General features: G+C 35.7%; 17 protein-coding genes and 1 pseudogene. 5 read left to right on the plus strand and 13 right to left on the minus strand.

From position 1 onward, the window contains the following. Positions 1-113: 113 nt before the first annotated feature. Positions 114-1,568, minus strand: coding sequence for a helix-turn-helix domain-containing protein (locus ID741_RS16230; protein WP_438720773.1), 1,455 nt, complete (start codon positions 1,566-1,568; stop codon positions 114-116). 74 nt (positions 1,569-1,642) lie between these two features. Further along, the gene (locus tag ID741_RS16235; protein WP_438720774.1) at positions 1,643-2,224 is read right to left on the minus strand and encodes an alpha/beta hydrolase; all 582 of its coding nucleotides are present in this window, start codon (positions 2,222-2,224) and stop codon (positions 1,643-1,645) included. A 40-nt stretch (positions 2,225-2,264) separates the two neighbouring features. Between ID741_RS16235 and ID741_RS16240 the strand changes: the two genes are divergently transcribed. Next, a complete protein-coding gene (locus ID741_RS16240; RefSeq protein ID WP_438720775.1) occupies positions 2,265-3,236 on the plus strand; it encodes a VOC family protein in 972 nt (323 codons plus the stop codon). Between the two features lie 44 nt (positions 3,237-3,280). On the opposite strand, the gene ID741_RS16245 is transcribed toward ID741_RS16240, so the two are convergent. The 3 genes from ID741_RS16245 to ID741_RS16255 are packed head-to-tail and all read right to left on the minus strand — an operon-like array spanning position 3,281 to position 9,949. Continuing rightward, positions 3,281-8,596, minus strand: a complete 5,316-nt coding sequence (locus ID741_RS16245) for a hypothetical protein (protein ID WP_438720776.1) — start codon at positions 8,594-8,596, stop codon at positions 3,281-3,283. 12 nt (positions 8,597-8,608) lie between these two features. Then, positions 8,609-9,403 (minus strand): hypothetical protein, encoded by a 795-nt coding sequence (locus ID741_RS16250; RefSeq protein ID WP_218325653.1) that lies wholly within the window; start codon positions 9,401-9,403, stop codon positions 8,609-8,611. 9 nt (positions 9,404-9,412) lie between these two features. Next, on the minus strand, positions 9,413-9,949 hold the full coding sequence (locus ID741_RS16255) for a hypothetical protein (protein WP_218325652.1): 537 nt from the start codon (positions 9,947-9,949) through the stop codon (positions 9,413-9,415). 484 nt (positions 9,950-10,433) lie between these two features. Between ID741_RS16255 and ID741_RS16260 the strand changes: the two genes are divergently transcribed. Both ID741_RS16260 and ID741_RS16265 read left to right on the plus strand, forming a co-directional pair. Further along, entirely contained in the window at positions 10,434-10,898 is a 465-nt protein-coding gene (locus ID741_RS16260; RefSeq protein WP_218325651.1) for an Rrf2 family transcriptional regulator, read from the plus strand. Next, positions 10,895-11,341 carry a GNAT family N-acetyltransferase gene (locus ID741_RS16265; RefSeq protein ID WP_218325650.1) on the plus strand — a complete coding sequence of 149 codons (447 nt, stop codon included), beginning with the start codon at positions 10,895-10,897 and terminating at the stop codon, positions 11,339-11,341. The genes ID741_RS16260 and ID741_RS16265 overlap by 4 nt, the downstream gene beginning before the upstream one ends. A gap of 10 nt (positions 11,342-11,351) precedes the next feature. Here the strand turns inward: ID741_RS16265 and ID741_RS16270 are convergent, their stop codons facing one another. Continuing rightward, a complete protein-coding gene (locus ID741_RS16270; protein ID WP_218325649.1) occupies positions 11,352-12,476 on the minus strand; it encodes a glycerate kinase in 1,125 nt (374 codons plus the stop codon). A 13-nt stretch (positions 12,477-12,489) separates the two neighbouring features. Further along, a pseudogene (locus tag ID741_RS16275) lies at positions 12,490-12,675 on the minus strand (family 1 glycosylhydrolase); the annotation flags it as partial. Positions 12,676-12,850: 175 nt separating this feature from the next. Between ID741_RS16275 and ID741_RS16280 the strand changes: the two are divergent. Then, complete coding sequence (locus ID741_RS16280; RefSeq protein ID WP_218325648.1) at positions 12,851-13,495, plus strand: HAD family hydrolase; 645 nt, start codon at positions 12,851-12,853, stop codon at positions 13,493-13,495. Positions 13,496-13,583: 88 nt separating this feature from the next. On the opposite strand, the gene dhaM is transcribed toward ID741_RS16280, so the two are convergent. From dhaM to pfkB, 6 genes are all read right to left on the minus strand, one after another. Next, positions 13,584-13,955 carry a dihydroxyacetone kinase phosphoryl donor subunit DhaM gene (gene dhaM, locus ID741_RS16285; protein WP_438720777.1) on the minus strand — a complete coding sequence of 124 codons (372 nt, stop codon included), beginning with the start codon at positions 13,953-13,955 and terminating at the stop codon, positions 13,584-13,586. Continuing rightward, positions 13,955-14,515, minus strand: a complete 561-nt coding sequence (gene dhaL, locus ID741_RS16290; protein ID WP_438721241.1) for a dihydroxyacetone kinase subunit DhaL — start codon at positions 14,513-14,515, stop codon at positions 13,955-13,957. The genes dhaM and dhaL overlap by 1 nt, the downstream gene beginning before the upstream one ends. A 12-nt stretch (positions 14,516-14,527) precedes the next feature. Next, positions 14,528-15,217 carry a YczE/YyaS/YitT family protein gene (locus tag ID741_RS16295; protein WP_438720778.1) on the minus strand — a complete coding sequence of 230 codons (690 nt, stop codon included), beginning with the start codon at positions 15,215-15,217 and terminating at the stop codon, positions 14,528-14,530. A gap of 19 nt (positions 15,218-15,236) precedes the next feature. Further along, the gene (locus ID741_RS16300; RefSeq protein ID WP_438720779.1) at positions 15,237-16,205 is read right to left on the minus strand and encodes a dihydroxyacetone kinase subunit DhaK; all 969 of its coding nucleotides are present in this window, start codon (positions 16,203-16,205) and stop codon (positions 15,237-15,239) included. 103 nt (positions 16,206-16,308) lie between these two features. Then, positions 16,309-17,298 carry a tagatose-bisphosphate aldolase gene (gene lacD / locus ID741_RS16305; RefSeq protein ID WP_218325644.1) on the minus strand — a complete coding sequence of 330 codons (990 nt, stop codon included), beginning with the start codon at positions 17,296-17,298 and terminating at the stop codon, positions 16,309-16,311. Between the two features lie 2 nt (positions 17,299-17,300). Then, positions 17,301-18,254: a 1-phosphofructokinase gene (gene pfkB, locus ID741_RS16310; protein ID WP_438720780.1), complete on the minus strand. Its 954-nt coding sequence runs from the start codon at positions 18,252-18,254 to the stop codon at positions 17,301-17,303. A gap of 162 nt (positions 18,255-18,416) precedes the next feature. Here pfkB and ID741_RS16315 point away from each other — a divergent pair, with 162 nt between their 5' ends. Further along, positions 18,417-19,178 (plus strand): MurR/RpiR family transcriptional regulator, encoded by a 762-nt coding sequence (locus ID741_RS16315; protein WP_218325642.1) that lies wholly within the window; start codon positions 18,417-18,419, stop codon positions 19,176-19,178. Positions 19,179-19,255 lie beyond the last annotated feature (77 nt).

The following is a 19,255-nucleotide window of genomic DNA, read 5'->3' on the forward strand; positions in this document are numbered from 1 at the left end:
TATTATAAACATTTTTATGCCCTGAGGTTCTCAATAAATCGTAAAAAAAACCAAAAAGTGATTATCTTTTTCTGATTTTTTAAATAACAAAAAAGGTGTATAGCATTCACTTGCTACACACCTTCTAATTTATTCTCATAATGAGTCTTAATAAATCGACTCAATTCTTGTCGGTCAACATTTAAACCAAAAACTAAGGACAACAAAATGTAGATCCTTTCTGAGGGTATACCTTCAAAATCTCGATTGCTGTCTGATAAAATCACATCATAGCTTTTTCCCTCTTCATAGCGCATGATTTTCAGATTTACTGTCCATTCGATACTGGATAAAATATTTCTTATTTTTTCTTCGGTAATAAAATCATCCCAACCAGTATTGTAGGCAACTGTCAAAGAAAAACCAGTTGCTTTAATATTATTTTCTAATAAAGCACCAAAATATTTCGCCATCATTTGCCCATTGCCTTGAGAATCGATCTGCAATCTTTTTTCAACCACTTTCATCGCTGCATCTACTCTTTTTTTCACTGGTTGACTGGTACTTTTCATTTCGTATTGGAAAATATCGATGAATCCTGGAAAATAATAACCCCACAAGTTAATTTTAAAAATGGTCATATCTAACAGTTCTTTTAGCCAACTAGTCCGTTGAATCATTAAATTTTTCCATAATTTTTCAGAGACTTCGTCATTAGTCACTTTTAATGCCGTTAAGTAATCAATGTTCTTTTGATATAATTCTAAAAATTTATCTTTATTTTCATAAATTTCAGTCGTCACAAACAAGAATAATTGATAGGAAATTGTTTCTTGTTCATCCCAAAAAATACCGATATTTTTGTAATGGGACTCGAGAATATTTTCAAGCCCAGTAATAATTTTTGGCGGATATTTTTTTTCCAAAGAAACTGACTGATCTGATATTTGTCTATTTTCAAATCTTTTCTTAGTAACATAAAACCAGATACTCTGTTTAATTGCTTCTTGCTCAGACAATACAAAATTTAAATCTACTCTAAGTTGTTGTATCAGATTACCGCTGTACCCTAAATAAAGCTCTTTTTTTTGTTGGTAGTCTTTACTGTACCAGATTAGAAGATAGTAAAAATATCTGATTTGCAGCTCAGTTCCATGAACTTTCCCCCCTGCAATCGTCAATTCAAACTCTTTTAATATTTGGTTTAACTGTCGTATCTTTCGAATCACTGTTGCCACTGAGGTATTTAAATCTGTGCTCATTATGTCTAATTGGTATTCCCCATGTAATAATATGTATATCAAAATTTCATAACTTAATGAATGTTGTAAAAAATAGTGATTAATTTCCGTATTTGAAAGTTTTCCGAAAGATTTAATATGATAATAACCGTTGATTTTCTCAATTGAGATTTTCGCATTGACAGTTTTTTCATACGCTTTAAGCTGGATTAAGTCTTCTTTTACTGTATCTCGCGAAACATGTAAAGCTTGGCATAGTTGGCTTGTTGTGTATGGACGACGTAATAACAAATCCAATGCCTGCAACTGTCTCTTTTCATAATTATTCAATAAGTCTCGCAGTAGCATTTTCCACTCACCTTTTTATCCATAGAAAAAGTGTAAAACTTTCTAGTCTTACACTTTTAAGTAGTTTTCCTATTTTATTTAAAATATTTCTTTAACCTAGTAATTTCTTCCGCTTCTAATCCATGCCCACCATCAACAATCAATAGTTCGACATCAGTAAAATGATTTTTTAACTGTTTTTCTAACTTCACCAAATCTCCAGCTAAACTTAACTCATCTTGTGAACCTGTTGTTAATAAAATACGGGGTGTCTCTCTTAGACCAACAAATTGATAACTCAAATCGCTCGGGTGCAGTAAAATCACGGTGTCAGCAAGCGTTGGGTTCTTCTCTAATAAACCTAAAATATAGTTGGCACCATTAGAATAACCGATAAAAATAATTTCTTCATAGTCGGTTGTCTCAATCTGAGGCCATTCATTTTCAATAAATTCAAGGGTGCCACCATCAAATTCTGTACGATCTAGTTGCCCATTTTTAGTGGGAGCAAAAAAACGGCGATTTTCAGCCTCACCCACGTTACCTAGGAAACTAACTAAGCTCGCTTCAGGAAATAACGCTGCCGTAGTAGTTAACAATTGGTACTGGTTACCGCCTGTTCCGTGAAAAGCGACAATTAGTTGTTTATTGGTGCCTTTTTGAAAAAAATATGTCATGATAAGATTACCTCCAATTATTTGTGAAAGGACTGTTTGTATGTCTGTAAAAATTCATCATATTTCAATTATTAATCGTTATGTAAAACCTACTTTCAACTTTTATCATAATCTATTAGGATTGAAACTGCTAATAAAAACGATCAATCAAGATGATCACAGTATGTACCACCTCTTTTTCTCCGATGACCAACAACGAGTCGGTACTGAATTAACTTTTTTTGAGATTTCTGAAGGAAAAGAACAATCTTTTGGTACCAATACTTTGGAACGAACTGTTTTAAAAGTACCCTCTGTTGAATCTTTAAAATTTTGGGAAAATTACTTAGAAGAGCATGGCGTTTGCCAATATGGTATTGAAGAATTTAATGGTGCGCCAATTTTACGTTTTGATGCGCCAGATAATACTCAAATGGCTTTGGTTGCCTTAAAAGATTTTGAAAGTCGTGAAAACTTTTTCCCTTACGATAGTGGCATCATCCCTATAGAGCACGCAATCGTTGGCATCGGAGCTATTCAGATGCGCGTTCAATATGCCGAAGCCACCAAAACAGAATTACTGCAAGCTGGTTGGGAAGAAATTAATCGTACCAAATTCTTCACTAGCCAAAACGAAGTAATTATCTTAGGTAACCAAAACAGTCACTTCTATCAAGAAGTACACATCATCCAAGATATCAAAAATGAAATTGCTGTGCAAGGTATCGGTGGCATTCACCATGTCGCTTTTGGTGTCGAAAATTTAGCAGAGCTTGAAGCGATTGATCAGCAAATTCAAGCCAAGAATTTTCGTAATTCTGGAGTAAAAGACCGAGAATTTTTCAAATCTATATATTATCGTGAGCCCAATCAATTATTAATTGAGATTGCCACGGCTGAAGGCAGTATCGATCCATCTGCCTATGAAAATCAAAGTACTCATTTTGAAGATATTCCTTTATATTTGCCCCATTATCTAAGTGATATTAGAGCACAAACTGAAGCTACATTGGCCGAACAAAGACACGAATAAAAAGCTGCGACGCGGGTCGCAGCTTTTTTTTATTCTCAGATTTTTTAATTATTTGTCGGCTGATCCCACACAATAAATGTCCATGCTGTCGCAACTACTTTTTCTGAGTCCCTATATCCTGTAAAAGAAATTCGATACTCACCATTGTCACTCGCTTCTATTGTGTTAAATTTTATATCTAAATTGGTATCACTAATAGCTACAGTCAATGGGCTAGTAATAATATCAGCTGTATTGGGTATAACTTCATAATTTCCAAGACTATTTTTTTTCTCTAGTACAGCCTCAATTGTTGTCAAGTTTTCATATGCTAAGGTCAACTGAGTCTTTTGATTGCTAGTTTGATTGTAAATAACTCGTCGTTTTAAATCTGAATGAACTCGCAAACCAGTTGGTACTTTTGCCTTAACCGTAAATGAAATCATCATTTTGGAAATACTATCACCATTTAGTGGATGAGTTGTCGATAAACTCTTCAGACTAGTAACTTCTAACGAATAGTCACCAACAGCTAACGGTAGCATCTCAGTTATAATTGAAAAATCATAAGCTATGCTGTTAGTATTTCCAATTGCTGCAACTGGATAAATAAATTGCAAATCGCTATTAATCACCCGCGGTGTGATAATTTCACCGTTATTATCAAGCAAAGTCCCTTGTGGCCAATCAATCGCTTGCCCATCTTTCAATAACCTAACATTCAGTCCTAGTGATTTATTCAAATTATAAGCATCAATAACTGTTCCTAAGCTATCTAATTCAAACCGTCCATCAACTTCAATCGCTTCTGATTGCTCATAAACCTGATTAATTGCTGGCTTAGTGATAGCGCTAGAAATTTTTCGTTTAGCTTCAATTGAATATTTTGGTGCTGTTTGTGGTGCATTAGATCCATCATCTATTTCGTATTTTAGGTTAATTGTATTTTCACTGACTTCCTCAGCGTGACCATTAGCAAAATCACTCACAATCAAATAAGATAACTTACCGTTTACCATCCCAGTTTTTCTAACGGCTTCTATTTGTCGGTCAATATCAGCTAAGGTCATTTTCTGATCGGTACCCATTTTTGTAAATTCTGTCAAAGAAATTTCTTGTTGGGTGCTACCCGATTTATTTTTGTAGTAAAAATACTCTGGCGTCACTAATTTTTTCTCGCCATTGTCTTCATAACTTGATTGTACCTTTAACAAGAAACTTCCATCTGGCGGTAAACCTGCGCCCACATTTTCATCACCAAAGACTAAAAATACCGAAGCATCCTTGCCACTAAATGTTGGAAAATTTTGTGCCTCCAAAGCAAACTGTGTCGTAAAAGCACCATCAGTTAAAGTAGTCTTAATATTAGACGCTAAATTTGGAAATTCACGATAGACCTTCCCGGCGATTAGAGCTGTCTCCGCCTCCACCGCAGAAACTTTACGTTTAATATTTAAAAGAACCGTGAAGGCGACATCATCAGTTGGCTTGCCATTGCCATCAATTGAGTGATAAGTCACCCTTAATTGTCGATTACCTGAAGGATCATTAATATTATCGGCATTATATATTTGATAACGCAGAGCATTACCACTAGAAGTAGTAGCGCCCAATTGAATATTTTGTCCACTCGTTCCATACGCTTGGTAAATATCGGGATTCGTTAAATTTCCTGTGCCATTTAAATCTGTTGCAAAAGCAAAAGTAGTGTTTCCATAAGAAACAGGTCGATTGGGCGTAGTTACAATATCCGTAACGGTTGCCAAATTCATATTGATTAAGCTATCATTATTAAATTTATTCAGTTCAAGATTAAAATTTTTGTTAAAGTCAGGCAACTTAACGCTGGTCTGTTTCGATAAGATTTCTCCACCAGGAGCAACCCCACCTTGATAATCATTTTCATTATAAGCCCATATATCTCGAACTTGCTCTTCAGGACGATATCGAATCCGTACCGTTTTTTCCGAGCCAGCACTCCGATAATCGTTTTTAAATCCATTCGCAGTGTAGGATTGAATAACATAAGGACGCCAATTGGTTATTTGTCCAGTGTACTGACCAAATTCCTGCGAATTGTTCTCTGCAAATTTAAGCGGCATCCGAGCATTCATCACTTCTCCAAAAGGAATGACATGCTCTTGACCGGCCGTTAATTCAGCCACCACTTTGACCATTGTTACTTGATCTAGCTGACTGTTACTCTCAATTTCATCGTAAGTAAGATAATCGGCGTAACCTGCTGGACCGTTAAATCCGGTTCCTCGATTATCAAAATTCTCGGTTGCAGTGGTATAACGAACTTGATAATTGATTCCTAAAGAGCTGGTAATTTTAACCGGGCCAGTAAGCTCTAAAGAAAATTCATTTATTCGTTCAGGATTCCAATCTGACTGGATTCCTTCTTTAGCAACTGGCATGTAAAAAACAAACAGACCATCATGATCGACATAACCGCTTTGCTTAGTATTACTCATGGTAAAGCTTAAATCAAAGGTGGCATCCTTTTTATCGAGCACCCCACCATTTTCTATATTCAGAGGGTCAGTAATTTCGGTCGTGCCAGTTCCGATCAATTCATTAGAAAGCTGTTTATCCACTTCTGCTGTAATTGTGTTAAAGCGTGGATCACCACCACAAGTCATCAAGCCATAAAGATTGCTATTAATTTTAGTCGAAGGTGTCTTACCATAACTTTTTAACCGTTCGTTTACGCCAAAAGTGTCGTTTACTCGATAGCTTGCATAGCTACCAGAACCACCATTTTGAAGTTGCTCATCTGCAATAAATAGTAACTCACGATAACCTATTGACCCCCCACGGACTGTATGATTGACTTCCATATCATAATCGATCTGAATCAGTCCACCGATAAGTTCTCGACTCTCATCGTAATAACCCATGCCTTTCCCGTTTTCTGGTTTAACATAATATATTTTACTGCCATCACTCAGTGTACCTAACGGCTCAATTGTTCGATCTAGCACTTCTCCGCCCTGAGTTACTCGAATCGATTCAGTATACAAATCAAAATCAACTGGGGTACGGATAATAAAAACTGGATCTGGTGCATAATTGGTCGCACCATATGGGTAAAAACAAGGAATTCCTATCGCCGAAACTGATAACTTCTCACCAATACCAACAGGTTCAGTTAATTCAGTCAACTTTACACCGGCCTCATTTTTGACAGTCATCTGATTATCTAGGAGCAGCGTTAGATCCAGTGTTGTTTCACTCAGGCTGGATTTAATAATCCTGGTTCGATAGTCTCTTTTCGTCAGTAATTCTTTCGTATTGTCAGCCGGATCAACAATATTAAAGCGAGCAGTTGCTTGATCGCCAATCTCGCCAAAGGTGTAACCATAATATTGTCCCCCTGATTCTCGCGGTCTGCCAGTATCTCCACTGATATAGCTTGATGTCCCCGAAGCCGAAATATACATATTATAGGAAAGATCTTTGATGTAGTATTCACCAGAATCATTAAAAGCTTGTTTGTCAGTTGTTGACAAACCCTTTGCCAGCATTTCTCGATTAACATAATAATAGTAACGTTCATTAGCATAGCCTAGTAAATTAGCAGGTCGACCATTTGACTTAGTGATTTTAACATTTTTATATTCTTCACTCGGTTTCAAATCATAACGGCCACTGATTGTCTGGTTGGTTCCTTTTTCCTGTAAAACAAAATCAAAACTATAAGTATAGTCTCGCCCTCGAGTAATCGTTCCATCAGAATAATTAGTATCAACTGTCCAATACTGAACGGTCGTTACACCATAATTCCAAGTGTTTCCGGTATCAAACTGATAATTCACTTTCACATTCCCTTGAGCGGTTGAACGATTGGTTAACAATGAATAACCTAACAAGGCCGTCGATTCAGTTCCCTTAGTGGAAACAGTACTATAAAGCAGATTAGGCGATCCATTTAGATAAGCTAACTCTAATTGATCACCAGAAATCGTCATTGTTGCACTGGAGTCGCCTAAGGAAACAACTTCTCGTTTCCTTAATTCTCTGTTACCGTTTTCATCATAAAAATAATTGTGAAATGTTCGACCTAAATTTTGATTTGTATAGAAAATCGTATCCCCTGTTTCAAAACGGTCCCCATTTTCATTTACTGCACTTGGATACGAATAAAACATTTGTAAATTCATCACTCTTAGCAAGTATTCTTGTGTCTGATCGACAAAATAATAAGTCAAAATAATCCGACCATCCGTTTGCCGCTCTTGCTTGTAACGTAATTTCTCATTGCCACCATTTCTAGTAGTGATATCAGCAATCCACTGATTCATGTTAGCAGTATCTAAAGTCGCAGATAAATATTTTCCGGTGGCAAGTTTTTTATAGGGCAAGTACGCATGAAAACTTACATTTCCCATATAGTATGCATTGTCTGAATCTCGTTCACTATTTCGAACACGCGGTTGAATATACATCTGCATCGCTTGATCCAATACTTGAGAACCGGGTTTAGTTGAACCTGAAACAGAAGGGTCGCCGGTTACTACTGAATAGTTAACAGTACCGGGGATCACGATATCATCCAATACTAAATCCTTCACCACAGTCTGGTCATCTAACAATTTTACATTGATCGGTTGATTACGAGTTAAGCTGTCCCCTGAAACACCGGTCCAATAATTGGGACTATTAGAGCTGGCATCTTCATAATTAGGAATCAAATTAAAACTAAAACCAACAGTTGTTGCCACTGGAGCGATTGAAAACACGATGGTTCCATCAGTTACCTGGTTTTGTGAAAAATTATTGTTACCATTATATTGATCTACGAAAACAGATTGTTTAAAATTCGTGTCAAATTGATAAACGACTGTTGCACTTTTATCAACCACATCACAAGCAGTTACATTGGTATTTTCTTGGACAATTCTTTGTAAATCAGCCAAGGTTACAATGACCCCTTGAGGAATTTTTACTTCAATCTGGCGTGTACTGGGAGTCGTACTCGGTACATAACCATCTAATCGCAGACTAAAAATGTATCCATCATTTTTTAATAATTCCCATTTAACATTAGCTTTTTCAGTTGTGTCATCAGCTTCCCGCAATTTTACTTCACCATTATTCATTTCTCCTAAAGAAGCTGAAAATGGCACGTCCGTTGCTTGAGGGACAATCTCATCTGTACTTTCTGCTGCTTCGGGTATTTCTACAACCGGCAAATCTTTATCTATTGCAGAATCTGATTCAGCAGAATGCTCAGTTGTATCCTGCTCATTTTTTTTAACTGATTCGACCGTCTTAGTGGTAAATGTCTCCGCAAATGCAACGCCACAATTTATTATAGGAAAGACAATCAAGAGACCGGCCATTAAAAACAGTTTCAATTTTTTATTTTTTTTCACTTGTCTTCCCCCTTAATTGATTTTAAAAATATCTGCGACATCACTATAATTATTTGATTCGTCAAATTTGAATAGATAAAAAGTAACAGCTCCACCAGCAGGTATTTCTTTTAAAGTTAGCGCATTATTTTCAATCTTATCTACAAAACAGGCATTGGTTTGATCTGGCACAACTAAGCTGTCATCCCAGGTTAAAGACAAGGATTGTGCCGTGTCGGCGGTAATAGTCACAGTTATATAAGGGCTATCGGCTTCGTCCTCTACTTTAACTTGATAACCCGTTGCTTGCCTTTTAATTAAAAATTTTGCCGAAAGAGTTTCTACATAAGGTTTTGTTGCTCTTGCTGAGATAGTAACCGTTTTTTCTTTTTCATTCGTCTGCCAAAAATCAGTTTCCAATTGAACATCGATTTTTTGACTTTGTTGATTTGTATTAGCCGTTGATGCCGGTAATTCGAAATCATGACCATTACTACTTCTAAAACTGACTCCAGGCTGATCTGCAGATAATTCATATAGAATCGGCCGATTGGTAAAACGTTGTGAATCTGGATAATTATGTAATTCAAAACTTAGATTATTTGTTACACCATTTTGCCAATCAACTACGATATGTTCAGGTTGATTATTTTCACTGGTTGGTGTTAAAACATCACTAGTAAAAAACATCTCAATCGCTTTTGTAGGTATATCTTCCGTGTTGCTTCTAAAAAATTTCCCATAACTAAGGATGCCTCCCAATAATAAGCAAACAGCGAGTCCAATTAAGAGTAGCAAATATTTTCTTTTAATATTAATTTTTTTCATCTCACTCACCTAGTCCATTTGTTCTGCTTGAATCGTTAAACGACTAACTTCCAGATCATTGCTATATTTCAGCTGATTGTATTCCTCAGGCCAGTGGATTCTCAAACAATAATTGACATTGGCTTCAGCAATATTTCCTGGTCCTAATTCTTCACTATGATTCAGATTATTTTTGAAATCAGTTATTTCCGTTTTTGCGCCATCAGCTGCTATTTTAAATAGTTGATAAGTCAAAGGTAGAGAACCGTAATTATTTACCTTGATTGTATAGATCATGGAAACTTCGGTCTTTTTGAAATCTTGCCGATTGCTTAACAAAATGTCGATGTCAGTTTTTGATTCTCCTGGTGCAAGTTCTTCTCCATTAATTGGCTGAATTAATTCTTCATCTCCTAAAAAAAAACTGACTCTAGCTTGTGGACTATTTAAACCAAATGTTGATAAAAATTTCGCATTTGTCAAAGCAATTAGGCATGCAAAAGCAACGACTAGCAAAAGCGCTACTACTCGTTTAAAATTCGGTCTAGTTTTCAAATCCTTCAACATTTTTATCACCTTCTTAGCTAGCTAGCGGAAACTAATTGTTATTTCCGAAATAAATTGTTACGTATATTCATTTTAATTATTATATATTAATAATAACGTATTTAATTTGAAATTTCTACATCACTTTATAACAATTAAATTAATCATAAAATGATTTTTTTCATTTATAGGAAAATATATGAAGACTACTCTATAGAATTTTCTTCAGCTAGTAAATAAAGATACCTTTGGGAGTTTAAAAGTTTTTTTAATCAATTGATATGATCTACGCCTACTTAAGAAAGTAATTCATTATGTTATTTTATGAGTAAATAGCTGCAAATAGTCAATCTTCTATAGTGCTGATGCAAATATTTTAAAATTTGGCGTTTCAATAATAATATATTCCTTGATTTTATCGGATGTTTCTGTATATTTTAAACTTACACATTTGTTAATAAAAATATGATATGATGAAACGAGCAATTTATTGGGAGGAATGAAGATGAAATATTCGATTCGATTTTCTGATGCCATTCATATCATGGCTTATATAGAAATTTTCCAAGGGACAAATTTATCTAGCGAGATGATTGGTAAAAGCGTTGAGACCAATCCAGCTAATGTTAGAAAGCTAATGGGTTTATTGCGCAATGCTGGTCTAATTAAAACCCAAGCGGGAAAAGCTGCTCCCAGCTTAGCTAAACCTGCTGATCAAATTTCTTTTTTCGATATTTACCGTGCGATTGAGGGCGATAACCAACTCTTACATGTAGATGAAACCACTAATCCCAACTGTGTTATTGGGGCCAATATTCAAGATGTCCTAAATGAAAAATATAGCTTTTTACAAAAACAAGTCGAAAATGAAATGAAGCAAATTACGTTAGCAGAAGTAATCGGTGATATTTCTCAATTGGAAACGAAACGGCGACCAGAAAATAAAGAATTGGTGGCTCGCTTTTTATGAGAGAAGTCTGGTTAACACAAAAGGAACCCCAATCAGCGAGTTTAATCGAACAAATCAAAAATATCAGCTGGCCGGCTGGAGCTCATTTAGCTGAGTTACTAGAAAATCACAAATTAACAGATTGGGAACAAGTCTTAATTTTAAGCGATCAGGAAAAATTAGTTGGTTTTGTGGCTGTTTTAAAAGAAGATTTGTTAGAGAACTCCCCTTGGACACCATTTATTGGATTGGTTTTTGTTCATGAAGATTATCGAGGACAACATTTAAGTGAATTATTGGTAAAAAAAGCTGAAGAAAAATTAATTCAAGTAGGTTTTCACGAGGCTTATATAATGACCCGCGAGACAGGTCGTTTATATGAAAAGCTTGGTTACCAAAAAATAGCTGAGACCAAAGACAAATTTGGCCACTTAGAAGAAGTTTTGCATAAGGAAAAGCTTTAACCTCATTAGGCTAAAGCTTTTTCATGATGCGCATAATATCCTCACCAGTCTGACTGGCTAATTTTTTTGTTTGTTCGATTGAATCCTTCAAAGTCATGGGTCCTCGCAGCAAACTCAAAATCAAATCAATTCCGGCCTGATAGTTTTCAGTAGTCACTTCACTGGCATCACCCACTACTGCAATGACTTTTTTTTGCTGACTTTTGGCTAATTGCGCGATAATAGTTGGTAATTTCCCGTAAGCAGATTGTCGATCCATCTTTCCTTCACCAGTAATGACCAAATCAACTGTTGCCATTTTTTCCTTCAAAGCCAACATCTCAGTAATATATTCTGCCCCAGAAACAAAATGGCTATTTAAAAAATACAGGAAACTAATGCCAATCCCGCCAGCAGCTCCGGTACTTTCCACTTTTGAGTAATCAATTTTAAATTTAGTAGTTAATACTTTTGCATAATGCTGCAAAGCTTGATCAACCTTTTCTAAATCAATTACTCCTTTTTGTTTGCCAAAAATATAAGTCGCCCCACTTGGTCCGGTTAAAGGATTTTTGACATCCGATAATAAAATAAATTCTTTTGTAGCCAAAGCCTGTTTGAATCCGCTAGTATCAATTTCCATGATCTCTTCAATCTCTGTTGTACCGTATACAATTTCTTCGCCATTATTTTTTTTAAAAGAAATCCCCAAAGCTTGCATCATACCAATCCCAGCGTCATTAATCCCACTACCACCTAAACCAATAATAAATTTTTCAATCTCAGGATGTTTTTCATTAATTCGTCGCAGCATATCGCCAACGCCAAAAGAACTAGCATATTTGTTTTCCTTTTCTTCTGATAAAAAATGAATCCCCGCTGTTTCTGCGACTTCTAACACTACAGTTTTTTCATCAAATAAAACGTATTTGGCTGAAATCGGTTGGTTAAATAAATCCAGCGTCATCACTTCCATTAATTGACCTAAATCATTCTCATAAAAAGCGGCAGTTGTTCCTTCACCGCCATCTGCGACAGAATAAGTTGAAATTTCCGCTTGTGGATTGATTTTTTTCATTCCATCGGCGACAGCTTGATTGATTTCTTTTGAGGTGGCACTACCTTTAAATGAATCCATCGCGACTAAAATTTTCATGGTACACTCCTTTTCAGACTAGACTGGTTGCTTGTAATGAGCGACCATTTGTAGCAATCACTTCCTTATACCAGTCAAATGAGGCCTTTTTATAACGTTTATAACTACCATTTCCAAAATCATCTAAATCAACATAAATAAATCCATAACGTTTTTCCATTTGATTGGTGGAGTTTGAGATTAGATCAATACAACCCCAAAATCAACTGCAGTTAAATAAGGAGTTTTAATGGTGGTGTCGGTATTTCTTTCGTTCTAGTTGTACCATTTTTAGTCTCCTTATTTGTTTTTTCTATTATACTTCATCTAACAGTCTTGTGTCTGATAAATTCCATGCTAAAATTAGAGTATAATTGACCGAAAAGGAGCTATAAATGAATACAATTATTTTCGATATGGACGGCACCTTGATTAAATCTGAAGAAAAATATTTTTATATTTGGCAGGAATTAGTCAATAATAAAGGATTTCCTCTAGATGTAGCCTTCTATCAAACCTTGTTGGGCCGCCCGACTACAACTATTAAACAGCATTTTATCGCCCATTATGGAGCAGAATTTCCCTTTGACGAATTGTTCACTGAATTTTTAAGACGACGGGAAATCGCTACTGCAACCGGTGATTTCGAAATAATGGATGGTGCGGAAGAATTTTTACAGAGTTGTCTTCAGAAAAACATCACTTGCTGTTTGGCAACTTCTTCACATCAAGCAGAAGCAACGACTATTTTAAAAAAATTGAATTTGTTTGATTATTTTTCTTATACTAGTTTTGGTGACCAAGTCAGAGTTGGAAAGCCTGATCCAGAGATCTTCTTAAATATTCTGGCTAAAGCGCAAGTATCCGCCGAAGATTGTCTCGTTTTTGAAGATTCCATCAGCGGTGTGAGAGCAGCCCAAGGAGCTAAACTACCGGTTTACTATTTGACAAATTTTATGGACTTACCAAAAGAATATGACCCGCTTATTTCAGGGAGTTTTCATGATTTTATTGCTGCTCAGGAAGTATTGAAAAGTTAAAAATGATTTTTATTGCGACATGCTGATAAACCACAAAGAAGCATCCCTCTTAAAATCTTTAGCAGATTTTTGAGAGATGCTTATTGTTTTACTTGATCACCAATGCTTGTAATTGTTTTTGAATTTCGTCGATTGAGACACCTACTTCGGCCAATGCAGCAGCCGAATAAGTTCCTTCTACAATCGGACAATCAAAAATTTGCACTTTTTTATCCACCAATTCGCAACAAACCTCAAGATTCATCTTAGCGCTGCCGATATCGTAAAAAGCTAAGATTTTATCTGCCGGATTTTTTTCAATTGCACTTTGAATGGTTTCTATACTTGTTCCAATGCCATCATCTGGTAAACCGCCGGCAATTGTCACGGGGACATTGCTAGCAACTTGTTCTACCAATTTTTTAGTTCCCTCAGCTATTTCTGCCACGTGAGAGGCAATTACAATACCATAGACTGTCATTATTCTCCCACCTTTATTAATGCTTTAAATAAGTATCCACTTGAAACCGCGCCAGGATCAACATGACCAATTGATTCTTCACCGACAAATTCCGCCCGACCTTTTTTTGCCAATAATGGAATTGTTGCATCGACAGCTGCTGTAACCTTGTCTTCATCTAAATTTCCAGCTAAAATAGCGTCTTCAATAGGCAACCAAACATCCAATAAAGTTTTCTCACCAAATTCGGCTTTCCCTCTTTTTTGAATACCCGCAATTCCAGCTTTTATCATTTCTGGTAGAGAAGTTTCTTTACTCATTTCTAAAAATGCGGTGCCATAAATTACACCTGAAGCACCACCAACTTTAGTTAAAAGTGCCATCGCAACTTTTTTTGTCAATTCTTGCGGGTCAGTATATTCATTCATTAAAACTTCTTGGATTGCTTTTGCGCCGCGTTCCATATTGGTACCATGATCATCGTCACCGATCGGTGTGTCTAATTCATCTAGATAATCTTTATTGACTAATAAATCATCTGCCCATAAAGAAACCCATTTTTTTATATTTTCAGTAGTCATTTCGACCATCAGTTATGCCTCCTTTTGTTTTGTTTCTACCATTTGATTTTTTCCAACGATCCATGCTGAAATTGTTTTATTAAAGAAATCAATAAATGGTCCTGTGCCGAATGCCGTCAAGACTGTCCCGATCCCAATGATTGTTCCAAAAGCATAAGATCCTAAAACTGTCCCAAAGATTAATCCAACAATGACACAAATCACATCAGTAATAATTCTCGCAATACTAAATGGAAGTCCTTTGATATGATCAGACATCATAATTGCCAACGCATCATACGGTGCTACACCTAAATCAGCAGTCATATATAGTGAAGCGCCTAAACACAAAATAATTGTACCAGCAATTAGCAGGATGAGTCTAACCCAAATCGATTTTTCAACATCAAATGATAGAATTGTCCCATCAAATAATTTTAAGAAAAAATCCACTAAATAACCAACAAAAACCATGTTTAGAACTGTTCCTAGACCTAATAAGTAGCGACCAAACACAAACATCGATAATAAAAGAATGATATTTAAAACTAATTGATAATTGCCTAATGACATATCAAAGTAAGTTGAAACTGTCGTATTCATTCCCGTGTAAGTATCCATTCCCAAAACAGAACCTTTATTAATTGAAATACCTAATGACAAAATCACAATTCCTAATGCTGATGAAAAAATACTCCGTACATTATATTTACTTAAATCCATGATTAACTTCCCCCATTTTTTAGATTGTATAATCGTAATTTGTAACTGGTTGAATAAATTCTTGCGTGCTTTCATCAACCGATAGAACCGTCAAAATCAAGCCTGTATAATTAAACATATCGTAATAGCTACCCACATTAGCTAAGACTACTTCATAGCCTTGTTGGCTAAAATAATCAACAATACCATTCAACAAAATATTCCCTTCAATATATGAAGTAAAAATCATTGTATTCAACTGAATACAAACTTTTTTACTGGTGCCATTGGCTAATTGATTTAAGACAAAATCGCTTAATTCTTTCACTAAGGCAGCCTCTCCCTTAAATTCACTATTAAAGCTAGCTGGTTCGTCCGCCAAACCTTTTCCATACATTAATTTGCCTTCGTCTGTTGCCATGACAGTAACAGAAGTCAAATTTTGATTGGCCTGCTCAACGATTTCAGTCACTTCTTTTAATGATAAAGCTTTCTTTGCAGCTTGTTGAGCAATCTTGATTAAAGTTAAAATACCAGCTAAACCAGAGCGTTTATTTTTCTCTTTTGAGCTGAAAAAATTATCTGTCACTTTAACAATCGTCGCATCGATGCCGTCAGCTTCTAACATTTCTACCGCCATTTCATTATTCATGACATCGCCACTATAATTGTTGGTTAGTAAAATCACACCTTGGCCAGTATCGATCTTTTTAGCCAAATTATAAATTGTTAAATAATTAGGTGCTGTATCCATAGCTCCGGCACTGACCGCATCAGCTAAATCCTGATGGACAACCGCTGGAAATAGTCTTCCTAATCCGCCACCACCAGATGCAATGACGCCAACTTTTTTAAGTGGTCGATCTTTTAACATTAATCCATAACCAAAATCGTCATCCACCAATTGATAGTAATCAGGTCGGGTCTTAATAATGCCTAATAACTCTTTCTTAATGATATCCTCTGATAAATCGATTAATACATGGCGATTCCTTAATTTGTTTAGCAAGCTGAACTCCCCCTTTATTTTTATTGCGCTTTCATTATTTAATAAAAAACTAGTGGGTTACCTGAAAGCAATGAGAATATTACTTTCAGGTGATCCGATTAGTTTAATGCTGACTGATAATTTTTTCGTACCACGAACTAGCTGTTTCTGCTAGTACACTATTTAATTCATCAATATTCTTTTTGCCTTCTGTTTGTAACCATTTACGTGCGGCTGCTTCACCTTCAGTGATAAATGGTTCAACCCCATTTGCCCAAGTTGCCCGGCCACAAAGTACGCCATTAAAACTTGAACCAGCTTCTTTAGCGAAGTACAAAGTTTTTTGGAATAATTTTGCGCTAACACCAGCGCTTAAAAATATAAATGGCAAGTCAGTTGCTTCACTTTGTTCTTTGAAATAATTCAAAGCTTCTTCTCGTGAGTAAACTATTTCTTCACCAAAGCCTTCCACAAAATTCATATTGACTGGGACTTCTACTTTCAAAACATCTACGTTGTAACGTGGTTTTGAGAATTCTTTCATCATGTCATTCACTTTATGCGGTTTTACTTTGGCATATTCTTTTGATGAAGCATCAGCAATCGTTGCATCATATGACACCAATTCTAAGAAAAATGGCAGTTCTTCAGCGACACATTCAGATCCGATTCGTTCCATGTAGGCTTTCTTCTGATCATTAATCTCATCGCTTTCATCAATATCGTAATATAATAAAAATTTACAAGCATCTGCTCCTGCTTCTTTCAAGCGTTTAACTGACCAAACATTCAATGAATCTGGCAAACGTCCTGGTGTCGTAGCATCGTAACCAGTTTTTTCATAAGCCAATAATAAACCGGCAGATTTCGCACGAGCATTGGCAGCGGGTAACCCATACTCAGGATCCAATAAGATTGAAGTTGCATAAGGCGTTAATTCCTCTGAAACAATTTTTTTAAAATCCTCAATATCTTGTTCTGTAGCTTCGGCTTTATACTTGCCAATCATCTTTTTTAAAGCGCCCCGTTGATCAATTGCCAGTGCACCAATGATACCATTAGAATTACTCGTATTTTTTAACTTTTGTAATTGTGTTCCGCTAATTTTTTTCATGTTTATTTTGCCTCCATTTTAGATTGATCAGTCACAGTGTGAACTGTAATTTGTTTTTCTAAATCCGATACATCAGAAAAGTCAGTAATACCTTTTCGAAAAGCTGTAGAACTACCAGCCGCTAAACCTTTTTTCAATGTAGCTGCAAGATCGTCTTTTTTTAATAAACCTGCAAAAAAGGTTCCTAGTAAGGTATCCCCAGCACAAGCCGTATTAACGACTTTTCCTTTTGGAGAATTGCCGTATAAAATCTGATTCTGACTAAAAAAGTACGCTCCCTCACCACCTAGTGAAAGCAGCACATTTTGTGCACCTAGTTCAATTAATTTTCGACCATAGTAAAGATATTCTGTTTTTGTGTTGATCGTGACATCAAACCAAGTAGCCAGTTCTTCTTCGTTAGGCTTTAACAAATAAGGTTGATAAGTCAAACAATCCAACACTTCCAAATAACTGCTGTCAATAATCAAAAATACTTTTTGTTGGTAACAACGTTTGGCAATTTCAATCAGAATTGTTGGCGAAACACCTCTTGGCAAACTACCAGAAACGCTGAGATAATCTCCCGCTTTTAATTGCTCAATTTGAGTTAAAAATTCAACCGTACTTTCTGCTGGAATTTCTGGTCCCTTATTAACCAATTTGTATTCTTCTTTTGTTTGATTGACCTGGGTAAACACATTGATGCGGGTCAATCCAGGAACATCAATAAAGTCTGTTGCAATTGATTTTCCCTTTAAAAAGTCATTAATATATTGGCCCGTGAAACCAGCTTTAAACCCCATGGCGGTACTATTGATTCCCAACATTTTTAAAACTAGAGAAACATTGACCCCTTTACCATTCGCTTGAATATCATCATCCTTGGTTCGATTGACGACAGCTGGTATCAACGTGTCGGTTTCTATAAATAAATCAATTGCTAAATTTAAAGTACAGGTATAGATATTCGACAAGCTACTCCCTCCTATCAATGAACTAAGTATGACCTACCTCAGACTGAAAATGTTTTCTAAATATTGTTAAAAAGCTGGAAACCTTGCCAACTTCAAAAAAATGCGTTTGCTTTTTTCAAGTCAGATATCTAAAATAGATAAAGAACTGTAAGGAGTGTGCCTATGGACTCAAAACTTAGTGAAACAGAGGCTTATTTGTGGAAGTATATCAGTGCAAATATTAATGACATCCCAAACTTATCCATTATTAAACTGAGCGAACTAGCCAATGTTTCCACATCAACCATTGTTCGAACCATGAAGAAAAAAGGTTATGAAGGATTTACTGCCTTCAAGCATCATTTAAAAGATGAGCAAAATACATCCATTAATTTTTCAAAGGTAGAAAAGATTGACAGCGAAATCAAGAAATCTATTATCAAAAATGAGCAAGAAGTCATCCGAACATTAAACATGCTGAACACGGGTGTGATTGAAGATGCTATCCAAAAAATTAAAAGTTCTGAACGCGTGCTAATCTTTGCTAGAGGCTTTTCCGAATTAATCGGTGAAGAAATGAAGATAAAATTTCAATTAGCAAATAAATACTGTGAGCTGCACACTGATCCAAATATCATCAAAATCATGAGTCAATATTTAAAGAAAAGCGATATTGCTATCTTCGTTTCACTAAATGGTGAGACCGAAGAGTTAGTAAATGCAGCTGAAAATTGCTACAAAAAAGAAATCGGTACTATTTTAATAACTACCAACACTGAATCACCTTTAACTGACCTCTGTGAACTAGCGCTTATCGGCTATAAATCTGAAGTTTCTTTCTTTCCAGAATATGAAGTCCGTTCCCGGCTACCACTATCAGTTATTGCCCGCATTCTCTTAGATTCTTATGTCATTCGAATGGATACCAAAAAAGGAAGTAACTAGAAAAAGACTATAAAAAAATGAAATTATAGTATTAGGTCATAATACAAAAGGTTTTGCCTCTTAAATATTTTTGTCAC

This window comes from Enterococcus sp. AZ103 (genome assembly GCF_051714685.1).
In the GTDB taxonomy this organism is placed as follows: Bacteria; Bacillota; Bacilli; order Lactobacillales; family Enterococcaceae; genus Enterococcus_A; species Enterococcus_A alishanensis.

What these genes read in the sequence shown, in the direction of transcription:
- ID741_RS16230 (WP_438720773.1), bottom strand. Translation starts at nt 1,568, where the DNA reads ATGCTACTGCGAGACTTATTGAATAATTATGAAAAGAGACAGTTGCAG.
- ID741_RS16235 (WP_438720774.1), bottom strand. Translation starts at nt 2,224, where the DNA reads ATGACATATTTTTTTCAAAAAGGCACCAATAAACAACTAATTGTCGCT.
- ID741_RS16240 (WP_438720775.1), top strand. Translation starts at nt 2,265, where the DNA reads ATGTCTGTAAAAATTCATCATATTTCAATTATTAATCGTTATGTAAAA.
- ID741_RS16250 (WP_218325653.1), bottom strand. Translation starts at nt 9,403, where the DNA reads ATGAAAAAAATTAATATTAAAAGAAAATATTTGCTACTCTTAATTGGA.
- ID741_RS16255 (WP_218325652.1), bottom strand. Translation starts at nt 9,949, where the DNA reads ATGTTGAAGGATTTGAAAACTAGACCGAATTTTAAACGAGTAGTAGCG.
- ID741_RS16260 (WP_218325651.1), top strand. Translation starts at nt 10,434, where the DNA reads ATGAAATATTCGATTCGATTTTCTGATGCCATTCATATCATGGCTTAT.
- ID741_RS16265 (WP_218325650.1), top strand. Translation starts at nt 10,895, where the DNA reads ATGAGAGAAGTCTGGTTAACACAAAAGGAACCCCAATCAGCGAGTTTA.
- ID741_RS16270 (WP_218325649.1), bottom strand. Translation starts at nt 12,476, where the DNA reads ATGAAAATTTTAGTCGCGATGGATTCATTTAAAGGTAGTGCCACCTCA.
- ID741_RS16280 (WP_218325648.1), top strand. Translation starts at nt 12,851, where the DNA reads ATGAATACAATTATTTTCGATATGGACGGCACCTTGATTAAATCTGAA.
- dhaM (WP_438720777.1), bottom strand. Translation starts at nt 13,955, where the DNA reads ATGACAGTCTATGGTATTGTAATTGCCTCTCACGTGGCAGAAATAGCT.
- dhaL (WP_438721241.1), bottom strand. Translation starts at nt 14,515, where the DNA reads ATGACTACTGAAAATATAAAAAAATGGGTTTCTTTATGGGCAGATGAT.
- ID741_RS16295 (WP_438720778.1), bottom strand. Translation starts at nt 15,217, where the DNA reads ATGGATTTAAGTAAATATAATGTACGGAGTATTTTTTCATCAGCATTA.
- lacD (WP_218325644.1), bottom strand. Translation starts at nt 17,298, where the DNA reads ATGAAAAAAATTAGCGGAACACAATTACAAAAGTTAAAAAATACGAGT.
- ID741_RS16315 (WP_218325642.1), top strand. Translation starts at nt 18,417, where the DNA reads ATGGACTCAAAACTTAGTGAAACAGAGGCTTATTTGTGGAAGTATATC.